This is a genomic window from Actinoplanes oryzae, from assembly GCF_030757795.1.
GTDB lineage: Bacteria > Actinomycetota > Actinomycetes > Mycobacteriales > Micromonosporaceae > Actinoplanes.
Window position 1 is genome coordinate 42,222 of sequence record NZ_JAUQWH010000037.1, and the last position, 20,828, is coordinate 63,049.

The 20,828-nt window shown below is 73.2% G+C and carries 21 protein-coding genes and 2 pseudogenes; 13 read left to right on the top strand and 10 right to left on the bottom strand.

Annotation, left to right across the window (positions count from 1 at the left end; translation table 11 throughout):
* The first annotated feature begins 9 nt into the window (after positions 1–9).
* Both RBH18_RS15110 and RBH18_RS15115 read left to right on the top strand, forming a co-directional pair.
* On the top strand, positions 10–345 hold the full coding sequence (locus tag RBH18_RS15110) for a PadR family transcriptional regulator (RefSeq protein WP_306208089.1): 336 nt from the start codon (positions 10–12) through the stop codon (positions 343–345).
* Positions 342–1,748 (top strand): hypothetical protein, encoded by a 1,407-nt coding sequence (locus RBH18_RS15115; RefSeq protein WP_306208091.1) that lies wholly within the window; start codon positions 342–344, stop codon positions 1,746–1,748. The genes RBH18_RS15110 and RBH18_RS15115 overlap by 4 nt, the downstream gene beginning before the upstream one ends.
* A gap of 51 nt (positions 1,749–1,799) precedes the next feature.
* Here the strand turns inward: RBH18_RS15115 and RBH18_RS44120 are convergent.
* Positions 1,800–1,880: pseudogene (locus RBH18_RS44120) on the bottom strand (transposase); the annotation flags it as partial.
* Between the two features lie 160 nt (positions 1,881–2,040).
* Between RBH18_RS44120 and RBH18_RS15120 the strand changes: the two are divergent.
* A pseudogene (locus tag RBH18_RS15120) lies at positions 2,041–2,286 on the top strand (IS256 family transposase); the annotation flags it as partial.
* Positions 2,287–2,321: 35 nt separating this feature from the next.
* Here the strand turns inward: RBH18_RS15120 and RBH18_RS44125 are convergent.
* Together RBH18_RS44125 and RBH18_RS15125 are read right to left on the bottom strand one after the other, a co-directional pair.
* The gene (locus tag RBH18_RS44125; RefSeq protein WP_372338919.1) at positions 2,322–2,447 is read right to left on the bottom strand and encodes a transposase; all 126 of its coding nucleotides are present in this window, start codon (positions 2,445–2,447) and stop codon (positions 2,322–2,324) included.
* Between the two features lie 77 nt (positions 2,448–2,524).
* A complete protein-coding gene (locus tag RBH18_RS15125) occupies positions 2,525–2,911 on the bottom strand; it encodes a BLUF domain-containing protein (RefSeq protein WP_306208127.1) in 387 nt (128 codons plus the stop codon).
* Between the two features lie 179 nt (positions 2,912–3,090).
* On the opposite strand from RBH18_RS15125, the gene RBH18_RS15130 reads away from it, so the two are divergent.
* Together RBH18_RS15130 and RBH18_RS15135 are read left to right on the top strand one after the other, a co-directional pair.
* Complete coding sequence (locus tag RBH18_RS15130) at positions 3,091–3,474, top strand: response regulator (RefSeq protein ID WP_306208093.1); 384 nt, start codon at positions 3,091–3,093, stop codon at positions 3,472–3,474.
* A 59-nt stretch (positions 3,475–3,533) separates the two neighbouring features.
* Positions 3,534–5,516, top strand: coding sequence for a PAS domain-containing sensor histidine kinase (locus tag RBH18_RS15135; RefSeq protein WP_306208095.1), 1,983 nt, complete (start codon positions 3,534–3,536; stop codon positions 5,514–5,516).
* A gap of 45 nt (positions 5,517–5,561) precedes the next feature.
* Here the strand turns inward: RBH18_RS15135 and RBH18_RS15140 are convergent, their stop codons facing one another.
* The 4 genes from RBH18_RS15140 to RBH18_RS15155 all read right to left on the bottom strand — a co-directional run bounded on the left by RBH18_RS15140 (position 5,562) and on the right by RBH18_RS15155 (position 12,523).
* Positions 5,562–6,911, bottom strand: coding sequence for an RICIN domain-containing protein (locus tag RBH18_RS15140; protein ID WP_306208097.1), 1,350 nt, complete (start codon positions 6,909–6,911; stop codon positions 5,562–5,564).
* Positions 6,912–7,234: 323 nt separating this feature from the next.
* Positions 7,235–7,879, bottom strand: a complete 645-nt coding sequence (locus tag RBH18_RS15145) for a YitT family protein (RefSeq protein WP_306208099.1) — start codon at positions 7,877–7,879, stop codon at positions 7,235–7,237.
* Positions 7,880–7,974: 95 nt separating this feature from the next.
* Positions 7,975–11,073, bottom strand: coding sequence for a GH92 family glycosyl hydrolase (locus RBH18_RS15150; protein WP_306208101.1), 3,099 nt, complete (start codon positions 11,071–11,073; stop codon positions 7,975–7,977).
* A gap of 82 nt (positions 11,074–11,155) precedes the next feature.
* Positions 11,156–12,523, bottom strand: a complete 1,368-nt coding sequence (locus RBH18_RS15155) for an FUSC family protein (RefSeq protein ID WP_306208103.1) — start codon at positions 12,521–12,523, stop codon at positions 11,156–11,158.
* 514 nt (positions 12,524–13,037) lie between these two features.
* Here RBH18_RS15155 and RBH18_RS15160 point away from each other — a divergent pair.
* The 6 genes from RBH18_RS15160 (at position 13,038) to RBH18_RS15185 (ending at position 18,086) form a co-directional block, all read left to right on the top strand.
* Entirely contained in the window at positions 13,038–14,270 is a 1,233-nt protein-coding gene (locus RBH18_RS15160; RefSeq protein WP_306208105.1) for a sensor histidine kinase, read from the top strand.
* A gap of 34 nt (positions 14,271–14,304) precedes the next feature.
* Complete coding sequence (locus RBH18_RS15165) at positions 14,305–14,739, top strand: roadblock/LC7 domain-containing protein (RefSeq protein ID WP_306208107.1); 435 nt, start codon at positions 14,305–14,307, stop codon at positions 14,737–14,739.
* Entirely contained in the window at positions 14,736–15,113 is a 378-nt protein-coding gene (locus RBH18_RS15170; RefSeq protein ID WP_306208109.1) for a DUF742 domain-containing protein, read from the top strand. The genes RBH18_RS15165 and RBH18_RS15170 overlap by 4 nt, the downstream gene beginning before the upstream one ends.
* Positions 15,091–15,666, top strand: a complete 576-nt coding sequence (locus tag RBH18_RS15175) for a GTP-binding protein (RefSeq protein WP_306208111.1) — start codon at positions 15,091–15,093, stop codon at positions 15,664–15,666. Before RBH18_RS15170 ends, RBH18_RS15175 begins: the two co-directional genes overlap by 23 nt.
* Complete coding sequence (locus RBH18_RS15180) at positions 15,663–16,232, top strand: GAF domain-containing protein (protein ID WP_306208113.1); 570 nt, start codon at positions 15,663–15,665, stop codon at positions 16,230–16,232. Before RBH18_RS15175 ends, RBH18_RS15180 begins: the two co-directional genes overlap by 4 nt.
* Before the next feature lie 270 nt (positions 16,233–16,502).
* On the top strand, positions 16,503–18,086 hold the full coding sequence (locus RBH18_RS15185) for an acyl-CoA dehydrogenase family protein (RefSeq protein ID WP_306208115.1): 1,584 nt from the start codon (positions 16,503–16,505) through the stop codon (positions 18,084–18,086).
* Positions 18,087–18,093: 7 nt separating this feature from the next.
* Here RBH18_RS15185 and RBH18_RS15190 read toward each other — a convergent pair whose 3' ends face one another.
* The gene (locus RBH18_RS15190) at positions 18,094–18,540 is read right to left on the bottom strand and encodes a MerR family transcriptional regulator (protein ID WP_306208117.1); all 447 of its coding nucleotides are present in this window, start codon (positions 18,538–18,540) and stop codon (positions 18,094–18,096) included.
* Between the two features lie 3 nt (positions 18,541–18,543).
* Positions 18,544–19,569, bottom strand: a complete 1,026-nt coding sequence (locus RBH18_RS15195; RefSeq protein ID WP_306208119.1) for an NAD(P)-dependent alcohol dehydrogenase — start codon at positions 19,567–19,569, stop codon at positions 18,544–18,546.
* A gap of 75 nt (positions 19,570–19,644) precedes the next feature.
* On the opposite strand from RBH18_RS15195, the gene RBH18_RS15200 reads away from it, so the two are divergent.
* The gene (locus tag RBH18_RS15200; protein WP_306208120.1) at positions 19,645–19,923 is read left to right on the top strand and encodes a maltotransferase domain-containing protein; all 279 of its coding nucleotides are present in this window, start codon (positions 19,645–19,647) and stop codon (positions 19,921–19,923) included.
* Positions 19,920–20,102, top strand: a complete 183-nt coding sequence (locus RBH18_RS15205; protein WP_306208123.1) for a hypothetical protein — start codon at positions 19,920–19,922, stop codon at positions 20,100–20,102. The genes RBH18_RS15200 and RBH18_RS15205 overlap by 4 nt, the downstream gene beginning before the upstream one ends.
* Positions 20,103–20,238: 136 nt before the next feature.
* On the opposite strand, the gene RBH18_RS15210 is transcribed toward RBH18_RS15205, so the two are convergent.
* A partial coding sequence (locus RBH18_RS15210; protein WP_306208125.1) for a hypothetical protein occupies positions 20,239–20,828 on the bottom strand: 590 nt, incomplete at its 5' end.

A 20,828-nucleotide genomic window follows, 5' to 3' on the forward strand; every position in this document is an offset into this window, starting at 1 on the left:
GAGAGTCTCATGCGAGAGCCCACGTTCTGGATCCTCACGTCGCTGGCGACCGAGGCGCGCCACGGCTACGGGGTGATCCAGGAAGCCGCCCGCCTGTCGGACGGCAAGGTCAAGCTCCAGGCGGGCACCCTGTACGCCGCCCTGGACCGGCTGGTCGCCGAGGGGCTGGTCGAGCCGGACCGCGAGGAGACCGTCGACGGGCGGACCCGGCGCTACTACCGGCTGACCGACTCCGGGGCGCGCGCGCTCGACGCCGAGGCCGAGCGGCTGCGGGCCAGCGCCGAGGCGGCCGCCGCCCAGTTGCGGACCCGCCGGCGCTTCACCCTCGGCGAGGCGTTCTCATGAGCCGGCTCGCCGCGCGCTACGCCGTCCTGGTGCGCGTGTACCCGCCCGGGCCGCGCCGCGACGAGCTGCTCGGCACGTTGCTCGACTGCGCGCCGCCGGGACGCGCGTGGCCCCGGCCCGGCGAGACGCTGGGGCTGGTGCTGCGCGGGCTGCGGGCCCGGCTCGGGCGACCGTTGTCCTCCTTCGTCGTCCTGCTCGCCGTCCTGGCCGCGCTGACCGGGGCGGTGGCCGGGGCGAGCGCGGGCTCGTGGCTCGGCTGGCAGGCGCCGCCCCGGCTCCCGTCCGGCGAAAGCGCCCACCAGCTCGGGCAGACCGTCTTCCCCGGCCTGACCGTCTGGGGCGGCGGGGACGCGGCGGCGTTCGTCCGCACCGGCGACGGCGAGGGCCTGCAGTACGGCTTCGCCGACTACTGGGTGGAGCACACCGACGCGACGCGGGCCGTCGAGCCGTACACGGTGGGCGCCCGCGACCGCCTGGCCGCCGACGGCTGGGAGGTCGGCGCCACGGGCACCGGCACCTTCGTGGCGACCAAGGACGGCCTGGTCCTGTCCTTCGAGGACCAGGTGTGGACGGGCCGGCCCTGGTACGACTCCGACGGCTGGGCGGGCTTCGAGCTGTCGCGCTCGGCGCCGTGGTGGACCAACGCCCTCACCCTGGCCGGTGCCCTCCTCGGCGCGCTCACCGGCTGGCTGCTCACCGGCTGGGCGAGCCGCCGCACCGAGAGCCACCCGGTCCACGCCCGCACCGCCGCGGTGCTCGCCCTGTTCGGGCTGAGCCTGACCACGCCGCTGCTGCTGCTCAGCTTCGGCTGGTCGCCACCGGACTCCGGGCGTCCCTGGACCGAGACGCTGCACCTCGGGCTGCGCTGGGTGCCCCGGTGGGCGCCGATCCCGATCACCTGGCTTCCGCCGCTCGCGCTCCTGGCCGCCTGGTTCGCCCGCCCGCGGCGACGCAGCCTGATCGCCGCGGGCGCCACGCTGCTCGCGGTCTCCGCCGCGATCGCCGTCCTCAGCACCCGCCCCGGCCCGGCCACCGCCGCGGCCGCCTGCCCGATCCGCCCCGCCGAGCCGCCCGCCGAACTCCCCGCCGCCGCCACCCGGCTCAGCACCGTCGCGCGCGTCTTCGTGCGCCAGGACACCCCCGCCGACCAGCGCAACCTGATCACCGCGGCGATCGGCCGGGTGCCGGCGACCCGCGCCTACAACTTCGAGTACGACCCGCTGTCCGCCGCCTACCGCGACGCCTACTGCGCCGGGGCGCCCCTGCCCGCGGGCGTGGGCGCGACCCTGCCCTACTTCTTCGACATCGACCTCTCCAGCCCCGGAGCCGTGCCCGGCCTGGCCGCCGAGGTGGGCGGCATGACCGGCGTCCTCGCCGTCCGGCACGGCCTCCCCCGGCCCTGAGCACGCGCCGGCGTCCCGCCACCCGGGGAGAGTGTTGGTTGCCTGGTGACTACGGGCCACCCGTCTGCACCGTCCCCACCAGGCGAAAGTCCGTTCCACCACCCAGCGGCGGGGCAGCATCGGGAAGCCTTTGACATCGGCGTTTACGCGCCCCGATCTGCAACTCGACACCGGCGCGTCCACGCCCCGGGGCAGTGCTCGAAACCTGCGGATGATGCGTCGGGAGGCATACCCGCCCGGCGACGCCCCAAGTCCAGGAATCAAGTAGTGCGCGGGCCGGGAAGGGCACGCCGTGCTTACCGTGGTCAACCCGGAAGAGCCCACGCCAGCGGCCGTGGCCGAGCCGGCCGCGTCCGGCGGCTCGTTTATCGATGAGATGGTGCGTGACGGCGCGCGGCGGATACTCGCCGCCGCATGGGAGGCAGAGGTCGCCGCCTGCATCGCCGCGCATGCCGGCGAGCTTGCCACCTTCGTGGCTGTGCGCGGTCTGCGGGTCCAGCACCGCGACCGACGGCTGCGGGTCACGTCCCCGGCCGTGCCGACCAGATCACGTAACCGGTCGTGCACCCGGTCTTAGGCGCCATCAGCGCTCCAGCAGCGAGACCAGCGGTAAGCGGCGTCCCACGGCGCCAGATCGTGCGGAACGTGCCGCCACGCAGTCCGGGTGCGCAGCAAACAGAGGATCGTGTCGGGGACCACCGCCGCGAACGACGCAGCGGGCGCCCACCCCCGGCCCGAGATGTCATCGCAGCGTCAGCCGCGGAACGGCCGGTGGGTCACATCGTGGCGCCGGTTGCCTGGAGGCTGCGTAGCGTCCGCAGGGCGGTGGCGGCTGTCATGGATGGCGGGTGGAAGGCGTCGCGATCCAGTGTGTCGACGCTCATGGCGCCCATGGTCCAGTCGGGGAAGAGGCGGGCGCCGGCCTCTTCGAAGGCGATCAGCGTGACTCCGCTGTGCCGCTGGTCGCGGGCGATGGTCAGGAACTTCCGGGTCAGCGCATCGCGTGGTCCCTCGAGGCACTGCAGGAACCAGCGCCGGTCGAAGGCGAGCACGCCGGTGATCCCCTCGGCCTCGTTGCCCGCCCGCGCCTCGTCGAGGATGCGCAGGACGCCATGCACCCCGACGTCGCGCTCCTCGCTGAAGTAGATCAGGCGGCTGAGCATCACCGTCCCACGATAGCCACCTCGGCGTGCGCTCATGGGCCTTTCCGACCGCACCGAAGGCCATTGGTCCGAGCCACCCGTTCGGCGGATCTTGGCGCGGTCGTGGCCGATAACCGGGTCGCGCGCCACACCGGCACATAGCGTCGCCCGTAACGGTCCGGCGAGGAAGCGGCGGTGCGATGGCGCTTGTGGTGGTGGCTGAGGACGACGGGGACATCCGCGAGATCATGGTGCGGATCCTGCGCCGGGCCGGTCACACCGTCGTGGCTGCGGAGGACGGCGGCGCCGGGCTGACAGCGGTGCGCGCGCAACTCCCGGATCTGGTGGTGAGTGACATCGACATGCCGGTTCTGTCCGGCATTGAGATGGTGCGGGAGCTGCGCGACAATCCGGCGACGGCGGACCTGCCGGTGCTGTTCGTCAGCGGCAGCCTGGCGCCGGGCGATCCGGGCCCCGAGGGCCTGCCGGGTACGTCGGTGCTGTTCAAGCCGTTCCTGCCGCGCGAGTTCAGCGACGCGGTGGACCAGGCGCTGGCAACCGGTCCTTCGGCCGGCCGCGGGTGACGGCACCGGGCGGCGGCCCGGAAGAGCTCGACCACCGCGCGCTGTTCCGTGGTGCTCCCGTGGCGTTGCTGGTCCTGGACCCGGAGCTGACGATCGTCGAGGCGAGCGACGCCTATCTGGCGGCCACCGCGCGGACCCGGGAAGACCTGGTGGGGGTGCCCGTCTTCGCCGCCTTCCCGGACAACCCGGCCGATCCGCGGGCCGACGGGGTGGCCCAGCTGGGCGCGTCCCTGCGCAGGGTGCTGCGGGATCATGCCTCCGACGTCATGGCGATCCAGAAGTACGACATCCCGGGGCCCGGCGGCTTCGACGTCCGGTACTGGGCGCCGGTCAACGCGCCGGTGCTCGGTCCGGACGGGCGGCTGCACTGGATCGTCCACCGCGTCGAGGACGTCACGTCGTACGTGCGCGCCCGGCACGGCGGCGTCGAGGTGGCCCAGCTTGCCACCGAGCTGCGGGCGCGCACCGACCAGATGGAGGCCGAGGTCTTCGCCCGGCGCCGGCTGCAACAACGGCACGAGGCGCTGCAGGCGGTCGTCGACAGCCTGGAGGTCGCGGTCATCGGCAGCGACGACGACGGGCGGCCGGTGCTCTACAACGAGGCGGCCCGCGAGCTCTTCGGCCCGGACATCGCCGAGCTGGCCCCCGCCGACCGGGAGGCGCGGCTGCACCTGCGGAGTCCTGACGGGCACCCGCTGGGGCCGGACCTGCCGCTGCTGCGCGCCCTGCGCGGTGAGGAGGTCCGCGACGCCGAGGTCGTCGAGGTCGTCCCGGGGCGGCCCCGGCGGTTCTTCCGCGTGCACAGCCGCCCGGTCGCCGGGCATCCGGGCGTGACCGCGGTCGAGGCCATCCACGACACCACGATCTCCCGGCGCATCGCCCAGTTCCAGCGGTGCGAGCTGGCCATCGCCCGGGTGGTCGCGGAGCCGCGGCCGGACGAGGAGGTGTACGCCGAGGCGGTGGCCACGGCGGGGTCGATGCTGGGCTGGGACGAGGCCGAGCTGTGGATGTGCGACGACGGCACGCGCACAATGCGCCGGGTGAGCCGGTGGGCGGACCCCGGACGCGATCCGGCCCCGCGTGGGCCCGGCGTCCTGGCCTCCGGCGCGGGTCTGCCGGGTCGTGCGTGGCGGAGCGGCAAGCCGGTGTGGCTGGTGAATCCGCCGGCCGGGCACGAGGCGCACGGGGACGGGGACCCGCTGCGGACGGCCGTGGCGGTCCCGCTCCCCCACGGCGCGCCCGCGATCGGGGTGCTGGTCTGCTACAGCGCCACGGTGGCGATGCCGGATGACGTGCGCACCGAGATGATCACCGGCATCGCGCCGCCGCTGGGTGCCTATCTCGTACGCCGGAGCGCCGAGCGCCTCGCCGCCGACCTCGCCGGCGCGCACGACCAGTACATCGCGCTGGCCGGCCACGAGCTGCGCACGCCGCTGACCAGCATCCAGTCCTGCACCGACCTGCTGCTCGACGAGCCCGGCCTCACCGGCGACCAGCGGCACATGCTCACGGTCATGCAACGCAACGCCGCGAGCCTGCGCGCCGTCGTCCTCCGGCTTCTCGACGTGGCCGCGCTGCGGGCCGGGCGCTTCGACGTCCGCAAGCAGCGCACCGACCTGGCAGCCGTCCTGCTGGAGGTCACCGGCGCCCTGGCCGGCGACGCGGACCTCGTCGACCTGCACACCCCCGGCTCGCTGCCGCTCGACGGCGATCCCGCCCGGCTGCGCCAGCTCGCGGAGGAGATGATCAGGAACGCCTTGACGTGGGCGGATCCCGGCTCGACCGTCACCGTGCGGCTGACCGGCGACGACCTGGCCGCGACCCTGACGGTGTCCAACCGGGGCCCGGCGATCCCGGCGAGCGAGCGCGACCACGTGTTCGACCTGTTCTACCGCGGCGACGAGGCCCGCCGCCGCGGTGTTGCGGGCACGGGTCTCGGCCTGGCCCTGGCCGCGGCGGTCGCCGATCGGCACGGCGGGTCGCTGACGCTGGACCCGGCCGCCGACGGTGTCACCTCCTTCACCGCCCGCCTGCCCCGCTGAGCCCGCGGGGCAGGCAGGGCCGGGCGCGCTGATCTGCGCGCCGGGTCAGAGCTTGCCCCAGAGCTGGTTGGCGGTGGCGGCGCAGTCCCAGAGCTGGAGCGCGGCGCCGTTGCCGCCGGCCCAGTCCTTGAGGTCGACGCAGCGGCCCGAGGAGGTGTTGACCAGGGTGCTCGCGGCGGTGAGGGTGAAGCGCTGCACCGGGTTGGCGGTGCAGTCGGCCAGCTGGATGCGGGTGCCGTTGGCCAGGGCGCCGCCGGCCGGGTCCAGGCACTTGCCCATCGCGCGCAGGGTGCCGTCCGCCGCGAACGACCACTTCTGCGCGTCGCTGCCGTTGCAGTCCCAGGTCTGCAGGAGGGTGCCGGCCGTCGGCTGGGCGTTGGGAATGTCGATGCAGCGGCCGCTGAAGGTCGACTGCAGCATCGTCGCGCCACCGGACGGCGGGGTGGTGGCGGCGGGCGCGCCGGGGTCGCAGTCGTTCGCGGCGGTGACGTTGTCGGCGAAGGTGGTGCCCGCGGCGCGGTAGGTGCCGATCGCCGAGGCCGCCTGCGCCGGGGTCAGGACCTGCTTCTTGGCGTGGTAGACGTAGTCGATCGACTGCAGGTAGGTGCTGGTGCCGCCGGTGTGCCCGGCCAGGTCGATGAACCACTGGTTGAAGTCGATCGACATGTTCTGCCGGGGGTAGACCTTGCCCGAGTGGTCGCCGGCCAGCGCGCCGTCGATGTAGTACCGGACGTGGCCGTCGGCGACGGTGGCCATCACGTCGTGCCAGCCGGCGATGCTGCGCTGCTGCTGGCTGTGCTGGTTGTCGGCGTACCACGGGTCGGGGACGTAGGTGTACCAGGTGGTCTGGTAGTTGATCGGGCCCGCCTCGCCCCAGCCGCCGTTGGGCAGATACTCGGAGAAGTCCATCTCGGAGTAGCTGGGGTCGCGCGGGGCGGCCAGCGGGGAGATGGTGTAGAAGGTCTGGTTCACGTGGTCGCCGTCGGGCCCGCTCGCCGGCGCGTCGGCGAACTTGATCCGGGCCAGATAGGTGCCCTCGAGGAAGCGCCGGTTGCTCTGCGAGAACTCGGCGTGCGAGGTCCCGCCGGCGGTGCCGTCGGTAACCGCCTTGAGCTGGGCGACCTGCTGCCCGTCGACGGTCGGGAAGGACACGTTGCCGGCGAGCCAGCCGGCGCCGGCGACGCCGGGACCACCGGCGCTGGTGCGGATGCTCCAGCCGTGCCGGCTCAGCGCCGCGTCGGTGCGCGAGGTGTAGGAGAAGTCGTCGAAGAGCACGCCGCAGCTGGTCGCCGCGCTGCTGGTCGAGGCGGTGGCGACGGCGGCGCCGGCGAGGGCCACGGCGGTGGCGGACAGGACCGCGCCCAGGGCGATCTTGCGACGGGGGGACAGACCCATGGGGGGTGGGCTCCTTGTCGTGGGGGATCCCGGCCGGCCTGGGGAGGACCTGCCGGGTACGGAGCGGCCGGACTGACCAGTGGTATAGCCGTCGGCCGCACGAGCACGGTCGTCCCTACCAGTGGTTTGCGTCAATACGGCGGTCGACAGCAGCGTCATCGAGGCAGAAAATGGGGACCGGCCATCCCCTCGACAGGAGGCTGCGGTGCGGCGTGCCGAGGTGCGGGACAGGCTCCCAGCCACCTGCGATTCGGGCCGGAGTCAGGCTGGTCCTCCCAGCACATGTCCCCGGACCAGCGACGACTGGTGCGCCTGAGCCGGGCTCACATGGCGGCGGGATAGCGTCCGGGGCGGTGGTTGACCACGAGGACCAGGTTGAGCACGGCCACCCCGGCCGCGGACAGCAGGACGGCGGAGAAGGGGATGACGAAGGCCGAGGCGATCACCACGGCCACGTCGAGGGCCAGCAGCACGTATCCGACCCGCCAGCCGAAGCGGTCGTGGCAGACCAGGGCGAGCACGTTGAAGCCGCCGAGGCTGCTGTGGTGGCGCAGGATGATGAGCAGGCCGATCCCGGCGGCGAGGTTGCCGAGCAGGGCGGCGTAGACGGGGTTGACGTCGTCGAGGGGCAGCAGCCGCGGCTGGATCAGGGAGAAGCCGGCGAGCAGCAGGATCGACAGCACCGAGCTGACCACGAAGCGGGGACCCCGGCGCCGCCACGCCAGCACCGCGAAGGGCACGTTCACCAGGGCGAAGATCAGCCCGAACGGCCCCGAGGTCAGCCGGGCGAGCAGCAGCACCAGCCCGGCCGTCCCGCCGGTCACCGCGCCCGCGGACTTGACCAGGTAGAGGCCGACGGCGGTGATGAGGGTGCCCATGGTGAGGGCGAGCAGGTTCTCCGCGACGCTGTGCCCGATCGCCGGGCGGGCCGGTGCCCGCTCGGCGACCGTCGGGTGGGACATGATCATGTCGCCACCCTGCAAGATCGATGACCGTTACGGCAACTGCGGCGGCAAAGACTGATCATCCTGTACGACGGAAGGCCCCCACCGCCGCAAATTGCCTAGCCGCGCACCTCCACCTCGTAGATCCGCGCCGCGGCGGAGCCGTTCTGCGCCGGGGTCACCACGGCGATCCGCACGTACCGGGCATCGGCGTTCACCGTGCTTGTCGTGGTGTCCGCGGTGTTGCCCCGGACCTGCGCGCGCGTGGTCCACGTGGCGCCGTCCGCGGAGGTCTGGACGTCGAAGTCGCGGGTGTTCCACGCCGGGACCTCGCCACCGGCTCCGGCGTGCCGGATCACCACCGATCCGATGTGCTGGGCGGTGCCCAGATCCGCCTGCAGCCACTTGGTGCTGCCCTGCGAGCACCACTTGTCGTTCCAGCCGCCCAGCCAGCTGCCGTTGAACGCCCGGTCCGGCCCCTCGGCGGCGGCGCAGGACGAGTCCGCGGTGGCCGGGCGGCGCAACGCCAGGTCGGCCGGCGCGCTGCTGCTGCCGTACACCTCCAGTTCGTACACCCGGGCGGTGCCGGTGCCGTCCGCGGCCGGCTGGGTCGCCTCGAACCGCACGTAGCGGGCGGTGCGGGCGGGGATCGGCAGATAGCTGCGGCTGGCCCTGGCGCCGGTCACCGTGACGGCGTTGCTCCAGGTCGTGCCGTCGGTGCTGGTGGCGATCGTGTACGCGCCGGTGTTCCAGCCGGTCTGCTCGCCGCCGAGCCCGGCGTGCTTGACGACGAACGAGCTCACCGTCCGCGCCGACCCGAGGTCCAGTTGCAGCTGCTGCGGAGCGGCGCCGGAGCAGAACTTGCTGTTCCCCGCGATCGCACCGTCGACCGCCTTCGCCGGCGACTCCGTGGCGGCGCAGGACGCGCTGCCGCCGGCGCTGGCGCCCAGGGCGAGGTTCGCCCCGAGGTCCGGTTCGGCCGGCGGCGAGGTGCGGCCGTCGGTGAAGCTCGGCGGGATGTCACCGGCGCCGGTTCCCCAGGACGACGGCGTGCTGCCCATCGTGTACGCGATCGTCGCGCCGCCGGCGATGTCGGCGTACCGGAAGAAGTTGTGGGTGGTGGAAGTGCCCCCCACCGACAGCGACTGGACGTAGCGGTTGGTGGCGCTGCCGCCGGTGACGGTGATGGCGCCGGCCGGCCGCTGGATCACCACGCTCGGGAAGACGCCGCCGTGCACGGCCAGGGTGTCCGCGCCGGGTGTGACCGGGTAGAAGCCGAGCGCCGACCAGACGTACCAGGCGGAGGTCGCGCCGAGGTCGTCGTTGCCGGGCAGCCCGCCGGCGCCGGTGGTGAACGACTCGGCCATCACCCGGCGCACGGCGTCGCTCGCCCCGGCGGGCTTGCGGGCGAAATTGTAGGTCCACGGCACGCTGTGCTCCGGCTCGTTGCCGATGTAGAAGTACGGCCGGGACAGCCCGCCGTTGAGCTCGGTGAAGTGGTGGTCGAGGCGCTGCACGGCGGTGGCCTGCCCGCCCATCAGGGTGATCAGGGCACCCAGGTTGTGCGGCACCATCCAGGTGTACTGCGCGGCGTTGCCCTCGACGTACGGGCTCTCCTGCGCCGGGTTGAGCGGGCTCGACCAGGCGCCGCCGCCGTCGCGGGTGTGGATGTACGACGACTCGCCGTTGAACAGGCTGCGCCAGTACTGCGAGCGGGCGCTGTACGTGGCGTACGCGCCGGTGTCGCCGAGCGCCCCGGCGAACTGGGCGATGGCGAAGTCGCTGGACGCGTACTCGAGGGTCTCCGACGGGTTGCCGGGGATGAACTGGTTGGCGTCGTACGTGGCCTGGTTGCCGCGCAGGACGTAGCCCTGCGTGCTGCCGCCGGTCGCGCTCTTCTTCATCAGCGCCAGGGCGGCGGCGGTGTCGAACCCGCGGACGCCGAACGCGTACGCGCTGCCCACGATGATCGGCCCGGGGTCGCCGGGCATGACGAAGTCCTCGATGCTCTGCTGCGACCACTTCGGCAGCAGGCCGCCCTGCTGGCCGTCGAGCACCATCGACTTCACGATGTCGCTCATCACGTCCGGGGCGATCAGCGCGACGAGTGCGGACCACGAGCGGTAGATGTCCCAGCCCGAATAGTTCTGGTAGACGGGATGGGAGGCGGTGTGCACGGCACCGTCGAAGCCGCGGTACTCCCCGTTGGTGTCGCTGGCCACGTTCGGGTTCTGCAGCACGTGGTAGAGGGCGGTGTAGAACTTCTGCAGCTCCTGGGCGCTGCCGCCGCTCACCTGCACGCGGTTGAGCGCGGTGTTCCACGCGGCGTCCGCCTGGGAGCGTACGGTGGCGAAGGCCGCGGCCTCGGCGGTGGCGTTGTTCTGCGCGTTGGCGACGCTGACGAACGAGACGCCGATCGTCGCGTTGACCACGGCGTTCGAGGTGGTGTCGAAGGTGACGTAGGCGCCGGCCTGGGTGCCGCTCGCCGTCGTGGACCCGGCCGTCACGGTGCCGCCGTTGAACGTGCCGACCCCGGTGGGCGTCCGGTCGAAGAGGATCGAGTAGTACATCTTGTACGTACGGCCGCCGCAGAAGCCGCCCGCCGTGTGCTCGCCCCAGACGCGGTTGCCGGTGACGGTCACGGTGCCGGCGCGGTCGCCGGTGGCGGAGCGGCTGGCGTTGATCAGCACCCGGGCGCTGGTGGTGGCCGGGTAGGTCAGCCGCAGCGCGCCGGTGCGGGTGGTGGCGCTCAGCTCGGCGTCGACGCCGTACTTGTCCAGCCGGTTCTTGTAGTAGCCGGCCTGGGCGATCTCGTTGCTCTTGGTGTAGCCGGAGGCGTAGCTGGTCCACGAGCTGCCCGGCGACGCGCCGATCGCGCCGGTGACCGGCAGGATCGGCAGGTCCTCGTTGTTCGGGCAGCCGGCCCCGTTGAAGTGGGTGAGGCTGAACGACTCGATCGTCCGGTCGCGGTCGCGGTAGCCGGAGGGGGACGCGGTCGGCGTGTCCGGGCTGAACTGCAGCATGCCGAACGGCACGGTGGCACCGGGGAAGGTGCTGCCACCGGCGCCGCCGCCGACCGGGTTGGGCGAGTTGCTGTCGTCGGTGCCGACCAGGGGATTGACGTACGGGGTGAGGGCGAGGTCCGCCGCGTGGGCGGCCTGCGGAACGGTGAGTGCTGCGGCGGTGACCAGGACCGCCGTGGCGAGGGTACGGAGCATGGGGGTGCCGTCCCTTCATCAATGGCGCTGACAACGTTGTCTCCAACATCGGCGAATGTCAATGCCTCCGCCGGACCGGCCGTCACTGCTTGCGCGGATCGCCGGCGCCGGGCTCACCCTTGGTGGTCAGTGCCCTCTCCCAGAAGCTGCGCACCGCGGGCACCACCTCCGAGACCGCCGGGATGCCGGGGCCCGGCTCCCGGGCGTCGACGGTGAGCGCGGGCGCCGAGCGCTCCAGGGCGCCGGCCATCCGGTCGATGTCGGTGATGATCGAGCCGGTGAGGACCAGCACGCCGGTGTCGTCGATCTCGGTGCGCACCTTGCGCAGCGTGTGCCGCCGGGCCTCGCGCAGGTCGTCGAGCAGGTCCTCGAGGGCGCCGGCGTCCTGCGTGGTGTCGGCGTCCGGATCGGTCTCCAGCCGGGCGTGCGCGGCGAACGCCTCCGAGGCGGCCGTCAGCAGCGGACCGATGTCGTCCGGCACACCGGGACAGTGCGGCGTGGCGGCGGCGTCGAAGAGCGTCCGGGCCACCGAGTTCACCTGGTGCACCCCGTGCTCGAGCACCCGGCAGGTGTGGTGCACCGGGGCCACCTCCGTGAGCGGGGTCGTCAGGGACCAGCGGGCCTGCCGGTCCAGGTCCTCCACGGCGTCGACCGCCTCGCCCAGGGACTCGCCGAGCCGGCGGGAGCGCGCCAGCCACTGCGTGGCCTGGTCCCGGCCGTACCCGCGGGCCGCCCCGGCGCCGAGGTCGCCGAGCAGGCGGGCGATCTCGGACGACAGGTGCGCCAGCTTGTCGTGGGCGCGCTCCAGCGGTGTCATCCCGCCGACGAGCGGCGACAGGATCACGCCGACCACGATGCCCAGCCCCGTCGCCCCCACCCGCTCCCAGACGACGGCCTCGGTGACGCCGCCGGTGACCAGGACGCCCAGCGACGTCGCCGACACGGCGACCGCACCGTCGCCGAGCAGCAACAGCCGGCCGACCACGAGCCCGCACCCGGCGATCACCGCGATCGACACCGGGCTCGGGCCGGACACGCCCCACACGGCCACCGCGATGCCGATGCCGGCGAGCGTGCCGACCAGGCGCTTGGTCCCGTCGCGGACCGAGGCGTGCGCGCTCAGGTGCACCGACAGCATCGCGGAGATCGAGGCGGTGACCGCGCCGACCAGGTGCAGGGTCTGCGCCGCGGACCAGGCGATCCCGGCCGCCGCGGCCGCCACCAGGATGGAGCGTACGGTCGCCGGGTCGACCCGGTCGTACCAGCCGCGGGCCACCCGGCGCAGCCCGGCGGGCAGGTGCGGCCGCAGCCGGGCGATCAGGTCGCGGCCGGCGGCCTCGACGACCGGCTTGACCTTGCGGCGCAGCAGCGCCGTGGCCAGCGCGCAGAGGGCGAGGCCCGCGCCGACGACCAGCACCGGGTCCGCGGACCGGACGAACGACGGGAACAACGCTGCGGCCTTCTCCTCACGACCCGGACTCTCCCGTCGCCGACCGTAGCGCCGGGGCGACGGGCGAGGAGGCAGAACGCGAAATTTATTCCGAAATTGCCGGGCGGCGACCGCGGGTACCGGGACGGCCGGGGCGGCCCGCTCGGGACGCAGCCCCGGCCGACGCGGCGGCACATTGACAGCTATCGCTTGACGACCCGGGATTGACCCGGAGTTTCCGCTACGCCGAAGCGGGAATTTTTCCGGTGGCCGGAATGGCGACCGGCCGCAATACCGCCGCCGTTTGCGCAGGGCGCAATCCGTCGCACAGGGTGTGCGATTCCCCCAGAGACGACGGGGCGGGCACGGTGGTGGCCATGGTGACTCAACGCCGGTACCGGCGTTCGCGTGACGGCCTGTTCACCCATTCGATGGCGTCCGGAATTCCGTCCTTGGTCACGCATCCGGCGGCCACTACAGTCATTGCCTTCTACACCGGCCGGACATTGCCGCATCGACGAAAACAAGGATGCCCATGGTCCCCATTCCGTATCTCGTCGCCGTGGTCGCGGTGCTCGGCGCGGTCCTGTTCGCCGTCCGGGCGGGCCGGCGCTCCGGCTCGCGGCCGGGCGCGCCACCGGACCCGGCCGCGGCGCCGCCTCCCGCGCTGTCCGAGTGCCGGTCCGAGCTGGCGGCGGCCCGGACCGAGATCGACGAGCTCCGCGAGCGGCTGCGGCAGGCGCAGGCGCAACCCGCGGCGCCCACCGGCGACAGGCACGTCGAGGTCTTCGTCAACCTGTCCCGGCGGCTGCAGTCGCTGGTCCACCGCGAGATCATGCTGCTCGACGCGCTGGAGAACGAGGTCGAGGACCCCGACCTGCTCAAGGGCCTGTTCCAGGTCGATCACCTGGCAACCCGGATCCGGCGTCACGCCGAGAACCTCGCGGTGCTCGGCGGCACGGTGTCGCGCCGGCAGTGGAGCCGGCCGATCGCGCTGACCGAGGTGCTGCGCTCCGCGGTCGCCGAGGTGGAGCACTACTCGCGGGTCAAGCTGGTGCCGCCGATCGACGGCACGCTTCCCGGGCACGCCGTGGCCAGCGTCATCCACCTGATCGCCGAGCTCATCGAGAACGCGACTATGTTCGCGCCGCCGCACACCCAGGTGCTGCTGCGCGCCCAGCGGGTCGCCGCCGGGATGGCGGTCGAGGTCGAGGACCGCGGGCTCGGCATGCAGCGCGCCGACCTGGACCGGGTCAACCAGCTGCTGGCCGACCCCGACGACACCGACCTCGACGACCTGCTGCGGGACGGGCGGATCGGGCTCTACGTGGTCTCGATGATCGCCCGGCAGCACGGCATCGTCGTGCAGCTGCAGACCAACATCTACGGCGGCACCCAGGCCGTGATCATCCTGCCGCCGCAGCTGATCGGCGCGGCGGCCGAGGCGGCGCCGGAGTCCCCCGCACCGGCCCTGATCGAGGAGACGCAACGGCTCGAGCTGCCGTCCGAGGTTCCGGAGCGGCCCCCGCTCGAGCGGCGCGTCCCGCTGCAGAGCCGGATCCCCGGGCAGCCGGCGCCGGACGCGTCGTCGCGGCCCCCGCTGCCGCGCCGCCGCCGGCAGACCCACATGGCCCCGCAACTGCAGCTCGGCCCGTCCCGCCCGGCGGCGGACGAGGCCGGCGAGCACCACCCCGGCCTGATGGCGTCGTTCATGAGCGGCGTCTCCCAGGGCGAGGCGGCCGCGCCCGCCCCCGGCAGCCATGACTGACCAGCGGTCCCGAACCCAGAAAGGCCCGGCTCTCATGTCGCGCACCGAACCCGCACGTACGTCCCAGGACCTGGTCTGGCTGCTGTCCGGCCTGATCGACCGGGTACCGGGCACGAGGAGCGCGCTGCTGCTGTCGTCCGACGGGCTGCGCAAGGCCGCCCACGGGCTCGACGACGACGGCGCGGACCACCTGGCCGCGGTCGCCTCCGGGCTGTTCTCGCTGGCCCGCAGCGCCGGCACCCGGCTCGGCGGCAGCGACGGCGTCCGGCAGGTCGTGGCCGAGCTGGACGAGGCGCTGCTGTTCGTCTCCGCGGCCGGCTCCGGGGCGGTCCTGGCGGTGCTGGCGGGCAAGGCGGCCGACCCGGGCGTGCTGGGCTACGAGATGGCGCAGCTGGTCAAGAGCGTCCGGCCGTACCTGTCGACGCCGGCCCGCCACGAGGCCGAGTTCCTGGGTGCGCGCGGGCGGTGAGCGTGCCGGGCACCGACGACGAGCACTGGTTCGACGACGCGGCGGGACGGCTCATCCGGCCGTACACGGTGAGCGACGGCAGGACCGAGCCGACCACCCGGCTGGAGCTGCTGTCGATGGTGATCGCCACCGGCCGCCGGCCGCAGGGGCTGCTCGGCACGGAGCACGCCCAGGCGCTCGGCCTCTGCCGCAGCGTCACCACGGTCGCCGAGGTCGCGGCGCGGCTGCGGCTGCCCGCGGTCGTCACCAAGATCCTGCTGTCCGACCTGGTGGACTGGGGCGTGGTGGACACCCGCGCCCCCGACCCGATGGCTGATGCCACCGACCTGACGGTACTGGAGACCATCCTCAATGCTCTTGAACGACGGATCTGAGGGGTTCCCGTCCCCGCTCAAGCTGCTGATCGCGGGCGGCTTCGGCGTGGGCAAGACGACGTTCGTCGGCTCGGTCAGCGAGATCGAGCCGCTGCACACCGAGGAGCTGCTCACCACCGCCGGCGTGGGCACGGACCGGCTGACCGGGGTCGAGGACAAGGTCACGACGACCGTCGCGATGGACTTCGGCCGCATCACCATCAGCAGGGACCATGTGCTCTACCTGTTCGGCACCCCCGGCCAGGAGCGCTTCTGGTTCATGTGGGACGAGCTGTCCAGCGGCGCGATGGGCGCGGTCGTGCTGGCCGACACCCGCCGGCTGGAGGACTGCTTCCCGGCCGTCGACTTCTTCGAGTCGCGGGGCATCGGCTTCCTGGTCGCGGTCAACGAGTTCGACCCGGCCTGCCGGTACGAGCCGGAGGACGTGCGCACTGCCCTGGACCTCAAGCCGGACAACCCGATCGTGCTGTGCGACGCACGTGATCGGCGCTCCGCCACCGGCGTACTCATCAGCCTGATGCACCACCTCCTGGCCCAGCAGACCCGCCGATGACCGATCGGAGCCCCGGCATGATCTACGACCTCTCCGGACACCAGCCCCTCACCCCGGCCGATCCCGAGGTGCCGGTCCGCCTGCGCCGGCTGGGCGAGCTCGGCCTGGGGCACGACGCCGACCCGCGGCTCGACGAGTTCGCGCGGCGCGCCGGCGAGATCACCAAGGCGCCGCTGGCGATGGTGAACTTCATCCAGGCCGACCGCCAGTACCTGGGCGGCCTGTACGCCGGCACCTCGATCCCGGCGGCCCTGCGCGCCGGGCTGGCCGGTCGCACCTTCTCGCGCGAGCACGGGTACTGCCCGCACGTCGTGGTCCGGCGCAAGGCCCTGGTGCTCGACGACGTCTGCGACTACCCGCGGTTCGCCGGCAACCCGGTGGTGGACGAGATCGGCATCCGGTCGTACCTGGGCGCGCCGTTGATCGACCGGACCGGTGTCGCGCTCGGCACGGTCTGCGTGGTCGACGTCGAGCCGCGGCCCTGGGGCCGCCCCGGGCTGGAGACGATCAAGGCGCTCGCCGCGGAGCTGGTCGCGCAGATCCATGCCCGCGAGGGCCGGCCCTGACAACTCCTCACTCAGCGTGCATGCTTGACCCCGTTGAGGAACCAAGGCGCCCGTTGTAGAGTTCGGTCGGGACAGCCGAACGTACGCTCACGACCCTTGGAACGGTCGATCTCATGCCGCGCGCGGGATGCGCGCGGGCATGCCGGCACCGGATCGCTGCGCCTCCGCCTTCCCCCATTTCCGAGGCAACGGCAGCGCCTGTACGCGACATTCGCCCCGGCCCCGACGATGACGCGCGGCCGGCGCATGTCGACATCCCCGGAGGAATGCATGACGGGAACCCGAGCCCCCGGCCAGGACGCCGTTCTCTTCGCGGCGGACGATCGGCCGGAGCCCTCTTCGGCCACGAGAATGCTGCAGTTCCTGCGCTCGTACGCCCAGGATTTCCTCAATTCCCGGCTGATGGACGAACGCCGGTCCCTGCCCCCCGCACTGATGTCGGAGTTCGCCGACGCGGGACTGCTCGGCATGCAGATCCCCCGCGAGTTCGGCGGCCAGGAGCTGTCGCACACCGACATGAACCGGGTCTTCACCCAGCTCGGGGCGATCGACGCCAACCTCGCCGTCTTCTGCGCGGTGCACAACACGCTCGGCGCGGCGCCGATCCTGCTCGCCGCGACGGAGGAGGTGAAGAGCGCCGTGCTGCCCCGGCTGGCCACGGGACGCGCCCTGACCACCAGCGCCGTCAGCGAACCGGGCATCGGCTCGCACGTGCGGGGCATGACCACCAGCGCGATCCGGCACGCCGACAGCTCGTACACGATCAACGGCGCCAAGAAGTGGATCTCGCTGGGCGGCGACGCGCGCTACGTGAACATCTTCGCCGGGCTCCGCGACGAGCACGGCCACCTCCTGGGCATCACCGGTTTCCTCGTCGACAGCCGTACCCCCGGTTTCGGCATCGGCCCGGAGATGCTGACGCTGGGCCTGCGCGCCGTGCCCCAGTACGACCTCGTGTTCAACAATCTGCGGGTGCCCCCGGGCGCGCTGCTGGGCGCCGAGGGCCACGGCCTGACCACCGCCAAGGCGGCGTTCACGGGCGGCCGCGCGGTGCTCGCCGCGATGGCGACGGGAGCGGCCATGCGCTCGCTGGAGCTGGCCCAGCGGTTCGCGGGAAACCGCGAGATCGCCACCGGGTCGATGGCCGAGAACGGCCGCATCCGCCAGGTGCTGGCCGAGGCGGCGGCCGCGACCCAGGCGGTGGAGATCCTGACCTCCCGCATCGCGGCGTGGCGCGACGAGGGCCGGGAGGTGCCGGAGCCCTGGTACTTCTGCGCCAAGATCCTGGGGTGCGAGCTGGGCTGGCAGGCCATTGACACGGCCCTGCAGGTGCTGGGCGCCCGCGGCTTCCTCGACACCAACACCGTCGGCCAGCACTTCCGCGACTATCGGCTGTTCCGGATCTTCGAGGGGTCGACCGAGGCGCTCACGGTCTATCTGGGCGCCACGCTGGCCCGGCACCCGGAGAGGTTCGCCGGGCTCGTGCGTCGTACCCGCCCGGCACCGCAGGTGCACGCGCTGATCGACCAGGTCGCGGAGATCGGTGCCGCCCACCCCGGCGACGCCTCCGGCCGGCACGTCCACGCGGCCGTCGTCGGCGAGCTGGCGTGCTGGGCCCTGCTGACGACGGTGACGAGCGAGGAGGCCCACCGCTCCGCGATGCACGGCTACACCGCCTCGTGGACCGAGCACCAGCTGCGACACCGGCTCCGCCGCGCCCGGGGCGCCCACCACGACCTGCCCACCCGGGCCGAGTTCGACGCGCACGTCGCCGGCTACGCCCAGGTCATCGGCGACATCGACCAGCGGCGCTGGCCCGCCGAGGAGTGGCGGCCGGACCCGCTCCTGCGCTGATCGCCCGTCACGGGAGCGGCCGCCGGGCCGGATCGGTGCGCCGCGGCGCCGGGAATGCGGTCAGGATGTCGGTCTCGCAGTCGCGGCCGGTGGCGATGATGTCGTGGTAGTCGTCGATCTTGGCGCGCAGGATCGCCAGGTCGTCGTGCAGCTCGGCGAGGCGGCGGTGGAGCTCGGCCTCCTGGCGGCGCAGGACCTCGATGCGGCGCCGGGTGTTGGCCGGCGTGCCCGGGCCGAAGCCCACGAAGGTGCGGATCTCGGCGACGGGCATGCCGGTGCGGCGCAACGCCTGCACGAGCCGCACGGCCTTGACGGCCTCCGGGTCGTAGCGGCGGCGGCCGTCCGCGGTCCGGGCGACACGGGGCAGGATGCCCGCACGCTCGTACCAGCGCAGCGTGTGCGGGGTCAGGCCGGTCAGCTCGGCGAGCTCCCGGATGCCGAGGGTGGCGGTCACACGTCATCCTAGATCGGCGAGATCGAGCACGAACCGCCAGCGGACGTCGTTGCGGTCCAGGCGGTCCAGCGCGGCGCCGACCTCGCGGGCCGGCACCTTCTCGACGTCGGCGGTGATGCCGTGGCGGGCGGCGAAGTCCAGCATCTCGCGGGTGCGGGCCCGGCCCCCGCCGGCCGAGGCGGTCAGGCGCTTGCGGCCGAACGCCATGGCGAGCGGCTCCGGCTCGTACCGGTCGGGGATGCCCAGCATGCACAGCGTGCCGTCGGTGCGCAGCGCCCGCAGGTAGGGCGTCGGATCATGTTTGGCGGACGCCGTGTCGAGGATGAGGTCGAGCCCGTTCGCCTCCCCGCGGGAGCCGACGACCACGGCGTCGGCGCCGAGCTCCAGCGCCGCCCGCTCCTTGCCGGGAGACGTGGTGAAGACCGTCACCCGCGCGCCCAGCGCCTTGGCGAACTTCACCGCCAGATGCCCGAGCCCGCCCAGGCCGACCACGCCGACGTGCTGGCCCGGCCCCACGTTCCAGTGCCGCAGCGGCTCGAAGGTGCTGATGCCCGCGCACATCAGCGGCGCCGCTCCCGCCGGGTCGAGGCCGGGCGGCAGCGCGTAGGCGAACGACTCGCGCACCACGTACTCCCCGGCGTAGGCGCCGAGGGTCGGCGACCCGTCGATCCGGTCCACGCCGCCGTAGGTGCCGGTCAGGCCCTCGGTGCAGAAGACCTCCTCCCCCGTACGGCAGGCAGCGCACTCCCCGCACGAGTCGACGATCCCGCCGACCGCCACCGGATCACCCACCCGGAACGCGGTGACCCCGGCGCCGACGGCCGCGACCTCTCCCACGAACTCGTGCCCGGCCACCAGCGGCGGCGCGCCCTCGGTCAGCGCCTGCGCCGCGTGCAGATCCGTGTGACACACCCCGCACCAGGTGACGCGGACCGCGATGTCGTCCGGGCGCAGGTCCCGGCGCTCGAAGGAGAACGGCTCCCACGGACCGCCGGGGCGGAGCAGGGCCATTCCTGTCGTTTCACGCATGACGCCGGACGCTAGCCGTTGGAGTGCGCTCGAACGCAAGCGCGCGGCGGGCCGTCATGGCCTAGCTTCGGAACCATGACGCCGATCGGCCGGATCGCTGTGCTGGACGTGGCGCCCGTCGTGGACGGGGGCGCAAGACCCGCGAAATCCGTGGTGGGCGAGGAGTTCCAGGTCACCGCGACGGTGTTCCGGGAGGGCCACGAGGCGGTCGGGGCCACCGTCGTGTGCACGGATCCCGGCGGCCGCGAGTCGCCGGTGCCCATGGTGCGCGTCAACGCCGGGCTCGACGCCTGGTCCGCGACGGTCTGCGCGGACCGGCCCGGGCGGTGGTCCTACCGGGTGGAGGGCTGGTGACCCGCGACACCTGGATCCACCTGCACCTGCCGGCGCTCGGCGTGGACGGCCCGTTCGTCGCCCACGACCTGATCACCGGCGAGCACTGGAACTGGTCCGAGCACACCTGGGTCCGCCTGGGCCCGGGCACCGAGCCGGTCCACATCGTCGCCGTGGCCACCACGTCCTTCGACCGGTAGCGCCCGGGCCGGGCCCGCCGGCCTGTGTGGAGGTGGGCGAGTTCCACGCCCAGGCCATCGAGCTGCCTGACCGCCTCCGCTGCGAGGACGTGAGCCGGTCCCCCTCGCCGAGGGGGACCGGGTCGCCTCGCCTCGCTCAGAAGCCGGGCGGGACGGCGATGGTGATCGGCTGGTTGAAGTCGTAGAACTCGGTCGTCGAGCGCTGCGACTCCTGCTGCACCGTGATCCGGCGGATCAGGTCGCCGGCGGCCCAGATGTCGATGGTCGACACCTCGTCGGGGTACTCCAGCTCGAACCACGCCGTCTGGCCCGGCGACAGGGCACCGAGCGCCTTGCGCGCCGCCGCCGTCATGGTCAGCCGGTAGTGCGTCGTGGTGGCGCCGCGGACCTTCTCCTCGCCGCGATCGTCGACCTCGGCCCCCTGCAGCGCGGCGCGCACCACCGCGCCGGTCGAGGAGGCGAAGGGGGCGAGGCGCCCGGCGGGCTCGGCCTTGCCCGTACGCGGGTTCGGGTCGTCGGAGGCCCGCTCGTAGAAGGTGTCGCCGACCACCACCGAGGTGACCGTGACGTCGCCGTCCCGGGTCACGATGGCGGAGTCCGCGCCGGACACCTCGATCGTCGCCGAGCGGTGGCCGCCGTCGCGGGGATCGACCTCGGTGGTGCCGCGCAGCGAGGTCACCTCGCTGGTGGTCTCGGCCGCCACCAGCACGACGTCCTGCGGCGGGG